Genomic DNA, 13,806 nt, shown 5'->3' on the forward strand with positions numbered 1-13,806 from the left:
CCGTATGCCCTTGCTCGACAACACCCAATTGCGAACGCTTGCCCAACGCGGCATCGACGTGCCCGCCTACTCGCGCGGCGGCGCGCCGGGCGTGGTGCACCTGGGGTTGGGTGCCTTTCACCGTGCGCACCAGGCGTTGGTGTTTGATGCACTGCTGCGCACTGGCGACGACCGCTGGGGCGTGTTGGGTGTGGCCATGCGCAGCACCGCGCTGGCCGACCAGTTGGCCACGCAAGATGGCCTGTATGCCGTGCAGATAGCCAGCAGCGCGGGCACACATTGGGCGCTGTGTGGCGCGCTGTGGCGCACGGCCGTGGCCGCACGCGAGCGTCACGCCGTGGTGCGGGCACTGGCCGCGCCCGAAACGCGCTGGGTCACGCTCACCGTCACTGAAAAAGGCTATGGCCCCGCGCTGGCCCAACTGCTGGTGGATGGGCTGGCACAGCGGCGCGCGGCGGGCCTGGGCGGGCTCACCATCGCGTCGTGCGACAACCTGCAGCACAACGGCCAGCGCCTGCAAGCGCTGGTGTTGGCCGCCGCGCTGGAGCATGGGGGCGATCTGGAGCGCTGGGTGCAGGATGCCTGCGCCTTCCCCTCCAGCATGGTGGACCGCATCGTGCCCGCCGCCACGCCCGCGCGCCTGGCCACCGCGCACGATGCGCTGGGCGTGGACGATGGTGCAGCCCTGGGCACCGAGGCCTTTTGGGAATGGGTGGTAGAGCGCCGCTTTGCCGACCCCACCGACGCCGCCGTGCTCGCGCGCCAGGGCGTGACGGTGGTGGACGACGTGGCCCCGTATGAAGAAGCCAAGCTGCGCATGCTCAACGGCAGCCACAGCGCCATGGCCTGCATCGGCGCGGTGGCCGGGTTGCCGGTCATCAGCGACTGCATTGCCCAGCCCGCCGTCCATGCGCTGGTGCATGGGCTGATGACGCACGAGGTCGGCCCCCCGCTGGCGCGGCCCGACTGGCCGCAGTACCGCGACGCACTGCTGGCGCGTTTTGCCAACCCCGCGCTGCAGCACAGCGTGCACCAGATCGCCACCGACAGTTCGCAAAAAATTCCGCAGCGCTGGCCGCCCGCCGTGCTGGCCGCGCAGCACGCTGGACTGCCCGTGCACCGCCTGGCCTTTGCCGCCGCGGCATGGATGCGCTACCTGCGCGGCCACGACGAGCAGCGCCGCCCCTATGCCATCCACGACCCCCTGGTCGCCGAGCTGCAAGCGCTGGCTGGCCAACACGCGGGCGATGCCGCCGCCACCGTGCGCGCCCTGGGCACGCTGCCAGCGGTGTGGGGCGATGCACTGCCCGCCCATGCCGCCTGGCTGGCTGACGTGGCGCACTGGCTGGCGCGCATCGATGCGCTGGGCATGCTGCCCGCGCTGACTGAACTGAATGCCTATTGCGGCACGCTTCAGGTGCCGTCCCCTCCATCCGTTCGGGCTGAGCCTGTCGAAGCCGAGGCGCTTGCTGCAAAAGGCCCCACCAGTGCCAGTTCAGGGCGAACGGGCCCTGTTTGACATCTTCTTTACCACCCGACACACCATGAAGATCACCAACGCCCGCGTCATCGTCTGCAGCCCCGGCCGCAACTTCGTCACGCTCAAGATCGAAACCGATGAAGGCCTGACCGGCATCGGCGACGCCACGCTCAACGGCCGCGAACTGTCCGTGGCCAGCTACCTCACCGAGCACGTCATCCCCTGCCTGATCGGCCGCGATGCGCACCAGATCGAGGACATCTGGCAGTACCTGTACCGGGGCGCCTACTGGCGGCGCGGCCCGGTCACCATGAGCGCGATTGCTGCGGTGGACACCGCGCTGTGGGACATCAAGGCCAAGGCCGCAGGCCTGCCGCTGTACCAGTTGCTGGGCGGCAAGAGTCGTACGGGCGTGATGGTGTATGGCCACGCCAACGGGCGCGACATGGCGCAGACCGTGGAAGAAGTGCTGCGCTACAAGGAGATGGGCTACCTGGCCATCCGCGCACAAAGCGGCGTGCCGGGGCTGGACAAGGTGTACGGCGTGGGCCGCGGCACGCTGTTTTACGAACCGGCCGACGCCGACCTGCCCAGCGAACACGACTGGAGCACCGAAAAATACCTGCTGCACACGCCAAAGTTGTTCGATGCAGTGCGCAGCGCCGTGGGGCCTGATGTGCATTTGCTGCACGACGTGCACCACCGCCTCACGCCCATCGAGGCAGCGCGCCTGGGCAAGGCGCTGGAGCCCTACCACCTGTTCTGGATGGAAGACGCCACGCCCGCCGAGAACCAGGAGTCCTTTCGCCTCATCCGCCAGCACACCACCACGCCGCTGGCCGTGGGCGAGATCTTCAATACCCTGTGGGACTGCAAGGACCTGATCCAGAACCAGCTCATCGACTACATCCGCGCCACCGTGGTGCACGCAGGCGGCATCACCCACCTGCGCCGCATTGCCGACTTTGCGGCCATGCACCAGGTGCGCACTGGCTGCCATGGCGCCACCGACCTCTCGCCCGTGTGCATGGGCACGGCGCTGCACTTTGATACCTGGGTGCCCAACTTCGGCATCCAGGAATACATGCGCCACACCGAGCTGACGGATGAGGTCTTCCCGCACGACTACCGCTTTGACAAGGGCCTGATGCACTGCGGCGAAACACCCGGCCACGGCGTGAAGATCGACGAGGCGCTGGCCGCCAAATATCCGTACCAGCGCGCCTACCTGCCGGTAAACCGCCTGCAGCACGACGGCACCCTCTGGAACTGGTGATGTGGTGATGCAGGTATCCTACTGACATCAGGCTGTCAGTAGGGGGTGGGCACCATGCGGGCTTCCACACATCCAGGAGGTTTTGCCATGCAACCCACACGCACCCAGGTATCGGCTTTCACCACAGCGGGCCCGCAAGTCCGCACCCGCAACAGCGACGAGATGAACCCCGCCACCGCCCGCATCGGCGGCCTGTGGGGCAGCTACTTCAGCCAGCGTCCGCCGTCGCCCGACGCGCGCATCTACGGCATCTACAGCGGCTATGAGTCCGACGCGCACGGCGCCTTCGACATGACGGCCGCCGAGCCTGTGGATGCCGCCAGCGGCCTGCCTACGCCCGACAGCGTGCGTGTGCAAGTGCAGGGCGGCGACTACCTCGTGTTCAGCGGCCAGGGTGCCATGCCACAGGCGGTGATCGACACCTGGGGCCAGGTGTGGCGCTACTTTGCCGAGCACCCGCAGGTGCAGCGCTGCTATGGCACCGACTTCGAGGCCTACGAAGGCGCGGACAAGGTGGCGATTCATATCGGCGTGAAGGGCTAGGCAATGCCATCCACCCGCTCGCAGGACGGCAATTGGCGCGCCAAGCTCGCGGCCTACAAAAACCTGCCGCAGGTCAAACCCATTCCCGAGCCGCTCAAGAAGCGCCTGGGCGAGGGGCTGATCGTGATTCCATCGCCGCGCGAGGTGGACGCCGCCATGCGCCGCATCCAGCCCGGCCAGGTCAGCACGGTGACGGCCATTGCGGCTGAACTTGCGCATGACCATGGCGCGCAGGTGGGCTGCGTGGTAACCACGGGCATTTTTGCCACGCTGGTGGCCCGCGCCGCCGACGAGGCCGAGCAAGCGGGCGATGCGCAGTCCACGCCTTACTGGCGCACGCTCAAGGCGGACGGCAGCCTCAACCCCAAGTACCCCGGCGGCACCGACCGCCAGATGCAGCGCCTGGAGGCCGAGGGCCATGTGGTGGTGCAGCAGGGGCGACTTCTGCGCGTGGAGGGCGGGCCCACTCCGGCCGCCAAGCGCCCCGCCAAATCGCGGAGATAAGCGAGTAGCCCACCATGCGCCGCGCCGACCGCCTGTTCCAGATCGTCCAGCTCATCCGTGGGCGCCGCCTGTCCACGGCGGCCTTTCTGGCCGAGCGGCTCGAAGTTTCGGCGCGCACCATCTACCGCGACGTGGCGGACCTGCAGCACCAGGGCGTGCCCATTGAGGGCGAGGCGGGTGTGGGTTACCGGCTGGGCGCGGGGTTTGACCTGCCGCCGCTGATGTTCAGCCAGGGCGAGGCCAATGCCCTGGTGGCTGCCGCGCGGCTGGCGCAGTCGTGGCTGGACCCGGGGCTGGCGCGTGAGGTGGAAGGCGCTCTGGGCAAGATCCTGTCCGTGCTACCCCCTGCGGCGCGTGCGGCGGCCGAGTCGCAGGCGCTGTACGCCCCGGCCGTGGGCCTGCGCGCGCGCGACCAGGCCCTGCTGCAATCGCTGCGCGAGGCCGTGCACAGCCGCCACATGGTGCAGATCGACTACGCCGACGTGGAGGGCCGCCCCAGCGCGCGCCGCCTGCGCCCGCTGGGTTGCTTTTATTGGGGCAAGGTCTGGACGCTGTCCGCCTGGTGCGAGCTGCGCAACGATTTCCGGGGATTTCGCATCGACCGCATCGTGGCCATGGAGGTGCTGCCGGTGCAGTTTCGCCAGGAGCCCGGCAAAACCCTGGCCGACATGCTGCGCAAGGTGGAGGCAGAGATGGGGCAGCGGCCACAGGAGTGGCCGGTGACATGACCATCACCGCCACCACCGCCTGACGGGGCATGAGCCGGGGCGCTGTCAGCCCAGCGCCGCCTCGATATCCCCCGCCAGTTTCTTCGGCGCATCCTGCGGCGCATAGCGGCGGATCACACGGCCGTCCTTGCCGACCAGGAACTTGGTGAAGTTCCATTTGATGGCCTTGCTGCCCAGCAGGCCAGGGGCTTCGGCGGTGAGCCATTGGTACAGGGGCGAGGCGTTGGCGCCGTTCACGTCGATCTTGGCCATCATCGGAAAGCTCACGCCGTAGTTGAGCTGGCAGAAGCTGGCGATCTCGTCGTTGCTGCCGGGGTCTTGGCTGCCGAACTGGTTGCAGGGAAAGCCCAGAACGACGAGGCCCTTGTCGGCGTATTCCTTGTAGAGCTCTTCCAGCCCGCCGAACTGCGGGGTGAAGCCGCAGGCGCTGGCGGTGTTGACGATGAGCAGCACTTTGCCTTCGTACTGCCGCAGGGGCACGGTCTTGCCGTTCGTCTGCTGGGCTTCAAAGTCGTAGATGCTGGTGGGCATGCGGATACTCCTGGGTTGGGATGAGCGGCCATGGTAGCCGCTGCCCTTACGGGGCGTGTGCGGTGCGTTCAGTGCGCGGTGGCGCCGGGGCGGCGGAACTGCAGCGCGGCGAGCAGCGATGCCAGCAGGATCAACGCTCCGCCCATCACGGTGCGGGTGCTCAGGGCCGAGGCGCCCAGCAGCGCTGACGACACGCTGGCGAACATCACCTCCGACAGCATCACCAGCGCCGTGGTGCCCGCTGCCAGGCGCGCGGCGCCAAACTGCAGCGCCCAGTTGCCCAGCAGCAGCACGCCCGCCAGCAGCAGGCCGGTGACGACCCAGGTGCTGTTGACGGCCGGGAAGGGGGTTACCACGCCGAACTGGAGTCCGACGCAGGCCACCACCAGCGCCATCAGCATGCAGCCGCCGAACATCGCGAACATGCGCGCAGGCCCCGGCACGGCGTGCAGGCGGCGCAGCGTGACGTTGGTGAGCGCGAACATGAAGCCGCCCAGCAGGGCCAGGCCGTCGGCCAGGCTGAGGTTTTGCAGCAGGCGCGCGGCGGGGGCACCCTCGGGCAGCAGCACCAGCACTACGCCGGTAAAGGCCAATGCCAGGCGCAGCAGCGCGGCCGGCGTGGGGCGCTCGCCCAAAATCCGCCAGGCCAGCAGCACCGCCCAGGCGGGCATCAGATAGAACAGCAGGATCACGCGGACCACGTCGCCAATGGTCACGGCCCAGTTGAAGGCCACGTTGTTCAGCCCCGAGCTCAGTGCCAGCAACCACAGCTCGGGGTGCTGGCGCACCTGGGCCCAGAGGCCGGGGCGCCAGGCCAGCAGTGCCAGCAGCACCACGGCGTACATGCTGGCCGTGGCCCACAGCGGATGCAGCCCCGCCTGGTGCATGTGCTGAAACGGCCACCAGGCCAGCCCCCAGACAAAGGCGTTGAACAGCAGGGCGGCAAAGGGCAGGGGCGATTGCATGAAAAACAGGGCTGTAGCGCTTTATTTATAAGCGCTAACAGCTATCAAATATATAGCATTCCGGGTAGCGTGGGTGGCACCCGCCGCGTTCCAGGTCAGTGGTGCGTGTCGTGCCGGGCGATGTGCAGCAGGTGCTCCACCTCTTCGCGGTGGCGGATGCAGTTGTTGTGGTGCCAGCGCTGGATCAGCCACATCACGCCCGCCACCACCAGGCCGAAGGTGGTGATGGCGCCAAACACCGACAGCCCGAGCTTGAGCGACAGGCTGTAGAACGCGCCCAGGCCCAGGATGCAGGCCTGCTCGTTGAAGTTCTGCACGGCGATCGAGCGGCCCGCGCCCATCAGGTTGTGGCCCCGGTGCTGCAGCAGTGCGTTCATGGGCACCACCAGGTAGCCGCCCAGGCCACCCAGCAGGATGAGGAAGGGAATGGCGAGCCAGATGTTGCTGATGAACACCATCAGGATCAGCAGCAACCCCATCGCAATGCCCAGCGGAATCACCTTGGTGGCCATGTCCAGGCGCATGCGCATCGAGGCCACCACCGCGCCCACGGCGGTGCCGATGGCCACCACGCCGGTGAGGGCCGAGGCCTGCGTGGTGTTGTAGCCCAGCGCCACGGAAGCCCAGGCCAGCACGATGAACTTGAGGTTGCCGCCAGCCCCCCAGAAGAGGGTAGTGGTGGACAGCGAAATCTGCCCGAGCTTGTCGCGCCACAGGCGGCCGTTGCAGGCCCAGAAGTCGGGCAGCAGGCCCAGCGCGTTTGACAACACGCTGCGCGAGGGGTCGGTGCGCATCGGGCGCATTTCCACACCGGTGTGTGGGATGCGGGTGTTGAACCAGGCGGCAATCACATACACCACGATCAGCGCGGCGATGGCTGCTTCGGCGGGCGTGTTTACGCCGGTGTCGATCATCGGGATGTCTATGCCCAGCAGCATGGCCGATATGTGCTGGCCCACCAGTTGGCCGCCCAGCAGAACGCCCAGGATGATGGACGCGATGGTGAGCCCTTCGATCCAGCCGTTGGCCTTGACCAGTTGCGAGGCGGGCAGCAGCTCGGTGAGGATGCCGTACTTGGCGGGTGAGTAGGCGGCGGCGCCAAGGCCAACCACCGCGTAGGCGATGAGCGGGTGCGAGCCGAACAGCATCATCAGGCAGCCCACCACCTTGATGGCATTGCTCACGAACATCACCTTGCCCTTGGGCAAGGCGTCGGCAAACGCACCCACAAAAGGCGCCAGCACCACATAGAACAGGGCAAACATCGGCACCAGGGCCGCGCGCTGCCATTCGGGGGCGCCTTCTGAGCGCAGGAGTTCGACGGCGGCCACAAAAAGCGCGTTGTCGGCCAGCGAGCTGAAGAACTGCGCCGACATGATGGTGTAAAAACCGCGCTTCATCGAATGGCTGGTGGGTGCATCAGTCTGGCTGATGCCCTGTTAAATGTGAGAAATCGTAGCGAGGGACAGGCGGTTATATCACGCGGATAAACGGCCACAATGCCAGAATCCTGCGCGTATTCCCCGGTAAATCCTCCGACCCCTACCTGGCCCTCTCCATGCCCCGTCCTATTCAAGCCACCATCCACACCGCCGCACTGCACAACAATCTGGCGCGCGTGCGCCAGTCGGTGCCGGACGCCAAGGTTTGGGCGGTGGTCAAGGCCAATGCCTACGGCCACGGCATCGAGCGTGTGTTCGAGGGGCTGCGGGGTGCTGACGGCTTTGCGCTGCTCGACCTGGCCGAGGCCGAACGCGTGCGCCACCTGGGCTGGCGCGGGCCCATCCTGCTGCTCGAAGGCGTTTTCGAGCCACGCGACTTGGAGCTGTGCTCGCGCCTGGGCCTGTGGCACGCCGTGCACTGCGACGAACAGATCGACATGCTGGCCGCCCACAAGACGCAGGTGCCACACCGCGTGTTCCTCAAGATGAACTCGGGCATGAACCGCCTGGGCTTCACGCCCCAGCGCTACCGCACCGCCTGGGCCCGGCTCAATGCGCTGCCGCAGGTGGACGAAATCTCGTTCATGACCCACTTCAGCGACGCCGATGGTCCGCGTGGCATTGCGCACCAGATGGCCGCATTCAACACCGCCGCGCAAGACCTGCCGGGCGAGCGCACGCTGAGCAACAGCGCCGCCACGCTGCGCCACGCGGCCGATGCCGGGGTGCGCGCCGACTGGGTGCGCGCGGGCATCGTGGCCTATGGCAGCGCCCCCGACTTTCCTGAGAACGATGCCAGCCACTGGGGGCTGCAGCCCGCCATGACGCTCGCCACGCGCCTCATCGGCGTGCAGCATCTACAGGCGGGCGACACGGTGGGTTACGGCTCGCGGTTCATGGCGGATGGCCCGCTCACCATCGGCATCGCCGCCTGCGGTTATGCCGACGGTTACCCGCGCCATTGCGACACCGGCACCCCGGTGCTGGTGAACGGCGTGCGCACGCGCCTGGTGGGCCGGGTGAGCATGGACATGGTGACGGTGGACCTCACGCCTCTCATCGCCAGCGGCATGGCGCTGGGCACGCAGGTCGGCTTTGGCAGCGAGGTCACGCTGTGGGGCCGCGCCAGCAACGGCGCCACGTTGCCCATCGACGAGGTGGCGCAGACGGCAGGCACCGTAGGCTACGAGCTGATGTGCGCGCTGGCGCAGCGCGTGCCGGTGGTGGTGGACGGCGCGGCCTGAAATGGCCACCCCACACGGCGGCCGTGGCAACAGCAACAGCAAGACGCCAGCAAAAAACAGCAGATCCAACTGGCGCTCGGTGCGCATGCCGCACCATGGCGCGGTGGCCCACACACTGCAGCAGCGCTACAGCCTGCGCTGGCACGGGTTGCTGATCGGCAGTTTCACGCTGCTGCTCATGTGGTGCGCATCGCATGTGCAGATGCTGGTGGGGGTGGATTCGCTGGCGCTGCGCTACCTGGTCACCCTGTCGGCGGGCTATCTGGGGTATCTGCTGGTGCTGCGGGTCTGGGCGGCGCGGCTGCTGCGGCAAGACCGTGGCACCAGCGATGGCAACCTGGATGTGCCCGACATCTCCTGGCCCAGCAGCAACGGATCGCCCACCAGCGGCGGCGGCAGCCAGGTGCCCCTGCCACGCACGGGGGGCGGCGATTTTGGCGGCGGCGGGGCGTCTGGGGATTTCGGGGCTGGAGGCTCGGGTGGCAGCGACGGCAACATGCTGGGCGACCTGGCCAGTGGCGCGGCCGATGCGCTGGGCGGCGCCGACGAAGGCGCCGTGGTGGTCGTGCCCGTGGTGGCCATCTTTTTCATCGGCACGGCGTTGATCTTTGGCGCGGGCTCGCTGGCCCTGCTGTTCTTCGGCTGGGACGTGCTGCTGACCGTGGCGGTGGAGCTGGCCTTCTCCGTGGCCACCGCGCGCGCCACCGTGGGCGTAGAGCGCGAAGGCTGGCTCAGCGCCGCCGTGCGCCTGACCTGGAAGCCACTCTTGGGCGCGCTGATCTGCGCCGTGCTGCTGGGCGCCACCATCGACCATTTTCTGCCCCATGTGCACTCGCTGCCCGAGGCGGTGCGGGTGTTGCAGGGGCGGTAGCTTGCTCCTGTTTTGGTAGCTTGTGACGCTTGTTGAATAAGCGCCGGGGGTGTTCAGTGGCCCCGCGAGTGACCTTGGTCGTCGCTGTCGCTGTCGGAGGGCAGAGCGTCCAGGTTGCTGCGCACGCGCTCCAGCAGCACCAGCAACTGGGCCTGTGTGGCCTCGTCGCAGCCTGCCAGGACCGAGGCCGACAGCGTCTGCCGCGCGGCACGCAGCGCCTGGTACAGGGCCGCGCCCTCGGTACTGAGGGTGAGGCAGCGGCTGCGCTTGTCCTCGGCATTGGGTTGGCGCTCCAGCCAGCCCTTGTCTTGTAGCAGGCCCAGCATGCGCGCCACCTGGGCCTTGTCCGCGCGGCTGCGGTGGACCAGCTCTTTTTGCGTGGCACCGGGGTGGCGGCCGATGAAATTGAGCGCGCGCATCTCATTGAAGGTCAGTTCGGGGTGCACCGCCGTCATGGCGCGCACCATGCGCGCCCGGTAGGCGTGCATCAGGTCGTGCATAGCTTCAAACACATCGGGGCGGGGGCGCAAAGTCATAGGGGTAAAACAACAGGTTGACAAAGTCAACTTGTTGTCGGATGATTTGGTTGATTAAATCAACATTTTAAATCATGAACGCAGCTCTGCCCCTGGCCGCAACGGCCACCTCACTGGTCGTCGAACGCATTCGCCATTCGCTCCAGGCCCGCCACCTTCAAGTGGCGCGCCGCACTCTCGTCAGCCCCGGCTTTGTGCGCCTCACGCTGGCAGGCCCCGAGCTGGCGGGTTTTGTCAGCGCCGGGTTTGACGACCACCTCAAGCTCATACTGCCCCAGCCCGGGCAGGAGCGCCCTGCGCTGCCCACGCTGCAAGACGGGCGCCCGGTATTTGCCGGCCCGCGCCCCGTGCTGCGCGACTACACCCCCACCCGCTTTGACGCGGCTGGCGGCGAGCTGGACATCGAAGTGGCGCTGCACGAGGCCGGCCCCGCGTCTGACTGGGCAGCCACGGCCTTCGTCGGCCAGTGGGTGGGCATTGCCGGGCCGCGCGGCAGCCTGGTTATCCCCACAGGGTTTGACTGGCACTGGCTCATTGGCGACGAAACCGCGCTACCCGCCATCGCCCGCCGCCTGGCCGAGCTGCCCGCTGGCGCGGTGGCCACGGTGCGGATCCAGGTGCGCAACCCGGCCGACCAGCGCGCGCTGGTCAGCGCGGCGCAGGTCGACCTGCAATGGGTCGATGCTCTGCCGACCACCGTGGACGGCCTGGTGCTGCCCCCGGGCGCTGGCTACATCTGGGCGGCGGGCGAACACAGCGAAATGGCCGCCGTGCGCCACGCTGTGCTGGCCAAGCCAGGAGTAGATGTCAAGCGCATGCGCATTGCGGCCTATTGGAAGCGGGGCGTGGCCGACCACCACGCAGACCTGGCCAGCGCTGCGTAGCAGGCGCTCTGTTTCAACGCAGCAGCGTCAACCCCGCAGCCCGCTGCACCGCCTCCGTCATGTGCTGCAGCGCCCGCACATTGAGGCGCCAGCACTGCCAGTACAGCGGCACATCCACGGGCTTGCCCGGAATCAGCTCCACCAGCGTGCCCGCCTGCAGGTGGTCTTCCACCATCGGGTCAGGCGTCATGCCCCAGCCCAGGCCGGCGCGGGTAGCGGTGACGAAAGCATGCGCCTCGGGTAGCCAGTGCACGGGTGGCGTGAGCGCGCGGCGCGTGATGCGCCGCACGAAGCGGGTCTGCAGTGCATCTTTGCGGTTGAACACCAGCATGGGTGCGTGCGCCAGGGCGGTCGCGTTCACCCCCTGGGCAAAGTGGCGCTGCATGAAGGCGGGGCTGGCCAGTGCCCGGTAGCGCAGCGTGCCCAGCGGCAGCACTTGGCAGCCTTGCACCGGCTGCGGGTCGGCCGTCACGGCGGCCATCACGCGGCCTTCACGCAGCAGGTTGGCCGAGTGGTCCTGGTCTTCCACATGGATGTCGAAGGTGACGTTCTGCCCCTCGGCGGCCTGGGCCATGGCATATGGGAACCAGGTGGCGAGTGAGTCGGCATTGACGCCGATGGCCAGGCGCGTGGTGCTGCGCTGCCCGCCACCGATGGCGGTCAGCGCATCGGCCTCGCTCAGGGCCACCTCGCGCGCATGCCGGTACAGCGCCTGACCGGCCTCGGTGGGCGTGCAGGGCGTGGCCCGGCGCACCAGCACCTGGCCCACGCGTTCCTCCAGCAGCTTGATGCGCTGCGAAACGGCCGAGCGGGTGACGTGCAGCACGGCGGCTGCGCGCTCGAAGCTGCCTTCATCGATCACCGTGGCAAAGGCGCTGAGCTGGGCGGAGTCGAGCAACATGGATGGTTAGAGATTTTAACGGATCGTTAAAAAGTATAGCTGGCGTGAACTTAGCGCGATACCGACAATTCACCCCCATGAGCACCACCGCCTTCGTCCACGGATTCACGTCCACCGCTTTGCTGATCATGGCCATCGGCGCCCAGAACGCCTTTGTGCTGCGCCAGGGCCTGCGGCGCGAGCATGTGCTGCCGGTGGTGCTGGTGTGCGCACTGTCTGACGCCGTGCTGCTGCAAGCCGGTGTGTGGGGCATGGGCGGTGTGCTGGCGGCGCGGCCTGAGTGGGCGCTGTTCATGCGCTGGGCAGGGGCATTGTTTCTGGTGGGCTACGCCGTGCAGGCTGCGGCGCGGGCGTTCAAGCCCGCCCACCTCCTGGTGTCGGCCAATGGGCCGGGCACCAGCCTGCGCACCACCGTGTTCACCGTGATGGCGCTGACCTGGCTGAACCCGCATGTGTATCTGGACACCGTGGTGCTGTTGGGCACCATGGCAAGCCCCTATCCGATGTGGGGGCGTGCGACCTTTGCCGCCGGGGGCTCGCTGGCCAGCGCGCTGTGGTTTCTGTGCCTGGGCTTTGGCTCGCGCTGGCTGGCGCCGGTGTTCGCCTCACCTGGTGCGTGGCGGGTGCTGGACGGGGTGACCGCGGCCACCATGCTGGTGCTGGCGGGGGCCATGGTTTTAACCTAGAAGCCGCAGTTGGATGCGCCCGCCAGTGCCGCGATCAGCGTGCCAGGCAAGGCGCGAGGACGCAGCGGGCTCATGCCCACAAGGATGAGCAACGCCGCCTGGTGCGCTGAGCATGGTGCGCTGAGCATGGTGCTGGCGGGTGCATGGCGATCTCATCCAAGCAGGTGAACATGCTCGAAGCCCATACTGGCCGTGCTCATATGAACTTACGAAGAGCAACCAGCGGTCAACTGCGGTTTCTAGGTTTAAGCTAAGAAGAACAAGTTCGTTCCGCAAAACCGCGACTTGGGTCATAGTGGGGGGCTGACTGATCTGGAGTGACTCCCTCATGCGTTTCAAGACCCTTTTGCTGGCGGCCGCTGTGGCCGCTGCCCTACCGCTGGCGGCGCAGGCTACCACCTTCCGCTGGTCCCGTTCGGTGGATATTTCCACCTGGGACATCCACACCCAGAACGTGGGCGTGAACAACACCATGCATGGCGCTGTGTACGACACACTGGTCGAATACAACAGCAAGACCTTCAAGCCCGAGCCTTCGCTGGCCACCGAGTGGAAGTTCATCAAGCCCACCCAGCTGCGCCTGACGCTGCGCAAGGGCGTGAAGTTCAGCGACGGCAGCGAGTTCACGGCCGACGACGCCAAGTTCTCACTGGAGCGGGCCAAGCTCAAAAGCTCCAACTTCACCGTGTACACGCAGGGCATCGACCGCGTGGAGAAGGTGGATGCCTACACCATCGACATCCACTCCGACCTGCCCAACCCGGTGTTGGTGAACCAGCTCACCGAGCTGCGCATCATGAGCAAGGCCTGGGCCGAGAAAAACAAGTCGGTGGAGCCCAAAGACATCAAGACCAAGGACGAAACCTATGCCCACCGCCATGCGCTGGGCACCGGCCCCTATCAACTCAAGCAGTGGACGCCCGACCAGCGCGTGGTGCTGGAGCCCAACCCGCACTGGTGGGGCAAGGGCAAGTACCCCGCCAACCTGACGGAGATCCTCTACACCCCCATCAAGTCCGACGCCACGCGCACGGCGGCGCTGCTGTCGGGTGAGGTGGATTTCGTGATCGACCCCAGCCTGCAAGACCTGGCGCGCATCAAGCAGACGCCCAATCTGCAGGTGCTGGAGGGGCCGGAGTACCGCACCATTTTCCTGGGGATGGACCAGTTCCGCGACGAGCTGCCCGGCTCGGACGTGAAGGGCAAGAACCCGCT

General features: G+C 67.2%; 16 protein-coding genes. 10 read left to right on the forward strand and 6 right to left on the reverse strand.

Annotated elements, in window-relative coordinates; genetic code table 11:
* The first annotated feature begins 4 nt into the window (after positions 1-4).
* From Q0105_RS08710 to Q0105_RS08730, 5 genes are all read left to right on the forward strand, one after another.
* The gene (locus Q0105_RS08710; RefSeq protein ID WP_298210812.1) at positions 5-1,519 is read left to right on the forward strand and encodes a mannitol dehydrogenase family protein; all 1,515 of its coding nucleotides are present in this window, start codon (positions 5-7) and stop codon (positions 1,517-1,519) included.
* A 25-nt stretch (positions 1,520-1,544) separates the two neighbouring features.
* A complete protein-coding gene (gene manD / locus Q0105_RS08715; RefSeq protein WP_298210814.1) occupies positions 1,545-2,756 on the forward strand; it encodes a D-mannonate dehydratase ManD in 1,212 nt (403 codons plus the stop codon).
* A gap of 87 nt (positions 2,757-2,843) precedes the next feature.
* Positions 2,844-3,299: a GyrI-like domain-containing protein gene (locus Q0105_RS08720; protein WP_298210816.1), complete on the forward strand. Its 456-nt coding sequence runs from the start codon at positions 2,844-2,846 to the stop codon at positions 3,297-3,299.
* 3 nt (positions 3,300-3,302) lie between these two features.
* Entirely contained in the window at positions 3,303-3,803 is a 501-nt protein-coding gene (locus tag Q0105_RS08725; RefSeq protein ID WP_298210818.1) for an MGMT family protein, read from the forward strand.
* Between the two features lie 14 nt (positions 3,804-3,817).
* Positions 3,818-4,531 carry a YafY family protein gene (locus Q0105_RS08730; protein WP_298210820.1) on the forward strand — a complete coding sequence of 238 codons (714 nt, stop codon included), beginning with the start codon at positions 3,818-3,820 and terminating at the stop codon, positions 4,529-4,531.
* Between the two features lie 45 nt (positions 4,532-4,576).
* Here the strand turns inward: Q0105_RS08730 and Q0105_RS08735 are convergent, their stop codons facing one another.
* The 3 genes from Q0105_RS08735 to lplT all read right to left on the reverse strand — a co-directional run bounded on the left by Q0105_RS08735 (position 4,577) and on the right by lplT (position 7,427).
* Complete coding sequence (locus Q0105_RS08735) at positions 4,577-5,062, reverse strand: glutathione peroxidase (RefSeq protein ID WP_298210822.1); 486 nt, start codon at positions 5,060-5,062, stop codon at positions 4,577-4,579.
* 68 nt (positions 5,063-5,130) lie between these two features.
* Positions 5,131-6,027 carry a DMT family transporter gene (locus Q0105_RS08740; RefSeq protein ID WP_298210824.1) on the reverse strand — a complete coding sequence of 299 codons (897 nt, stop codon included), beginning with the start codon at positions 6,025-6,027 and terminating at the stop codon, positions 5,131-5,133.
* 95 nt (positions 6,028-6,122) lie between these two features.
* Entirely contained in the window at positions 6,123-7,427 is a 1,305-nt protein-coding gene (lplT, locus tag Q0105_RS08745) for a lysophospholipid transporter LplT (protein ID WP_298210826.1), read from the reverse strand.
* Positions 7,428-7,585: 158 nt separating this feature from the next.
* On the opposite strand from lplT, the gene alr reads away from it, so the two are divergent.
* Positions 7,586-8,713: an alanine racemase gene (gene alr, locus Q0105_RS08750; RefSeq protein WP_298210829.1), complete on the forward strand. Its 1,128-nt coding sequence runs from the start codon at positions 7,586-7,588 to the stop codon at positions 8,711-8,713.
* 85 nt (positions 8,714-8,798) lie between these two features.
* Entirely contained in the window at positions 8,799-9,584 is a 786-nt protein-coding gene (locus tag Q0105_RS08755; protein WP_298210848.1) for a hypothetical protein, read from the forward strand.
* 53 nt (positions 9,585-9,637) lie between these two features.
* On the opposite strand, the gene Q0105_RS08760 is transcribed toward Q0105_RS08755, so the two are convergent.
* Entirely contained in the window at positions 9,638-10,120 is a 483-nt protein-coding gene (locus Q0105_RS08760) for a MarR family transcriptional regulator (RefSeq protein ID WP_298210830.1), read from the reverse strand.
* A gap of 74 nt (positions 10,121-10,194) precedes the next feature.
* On the opposite strand from Q0105_RS08760, the gene Q0105_RS08765 reads away from it, so the two are divergent.
* Entirely contained in the window at positions 10,195-11,004 is an 810-nt protein-coding gene (locus tag Q0105_RS08765) for a siderophore-interacting protein (protein WP_298210832.1), read from the forward strand.
* 13 nt (positions 11,005-11,017) lie between these two features.
* On the opposite strand, the gene Q0105_RS08770 is transcribed toward Q0105_RS08765, so the two are convergent.
* Positions 11,018-11,905 (reverse strand): LysR family transcriptional regulator ArgP, encoded by an 888-nt coding sequence (locus Q0105_RS08770; RefSeq protein WP_298210834.1) that lies wholly within the window; start codon positions 11,903-11,905, stop codon positions 11,018-11,020.
* A 77-nt stretch (positions 11,906-11,982) separates the two neighbouring features.
* On the opposite strand from Q0105_RS08770, the gene Q0105_RS08775 reads away from it, so the two are divergent.
* Complete coding sequence (locus Q0105_RS08775; RefSeq protein ID WP_298210836.1) at positions 11,983-12,591, forward strand: LysE/ArgO family amino acid transporter; 609 nt, start codon at positions 11,983-11,985, stop codon at positions 12,589-12,591.
* Here Q0105_RS08775 and Q0105_RS08780 read toward each other — a convergent pair.
* On the reverse strand, positions 12,588-12,719 hold the full coding sequence (locus Q0105_RS08780) for a hypothetical protein (protein WP_298210838.1): 132 nt from the start codon (positions 12,717-12,719) through the stop codon (positions 12,588-12,590). The two genes, Q0105_RS08775 and Q0105_RS08780, sit on opposite strands and share 4 nt — an antisense overlap.
* A gap of 200 nt (positions 12,720-12,919) precedes the next feature.
* Here Q0105_RS08780 and Q0105_RS08785 point away from each other — a divergent pair.
* On the forward strand, positions 12,920-13,806 hold an 887-nt coding region (locus tag Q0105_RS08785; RefSeq protein WP_298210840.1), incomplete at its 3' end, for an ABC transporter substrate-binding protein.

The sequence above is a fragment of the Acidovorax sp. genome, from assembly GCF_027492855.1.
Taxonomy (GTDB): Bacteria; Pseudomonadota; Gammaproteobacteria; order Burkholderiales; family Burkholderiaceae_C; genus Acidovorax.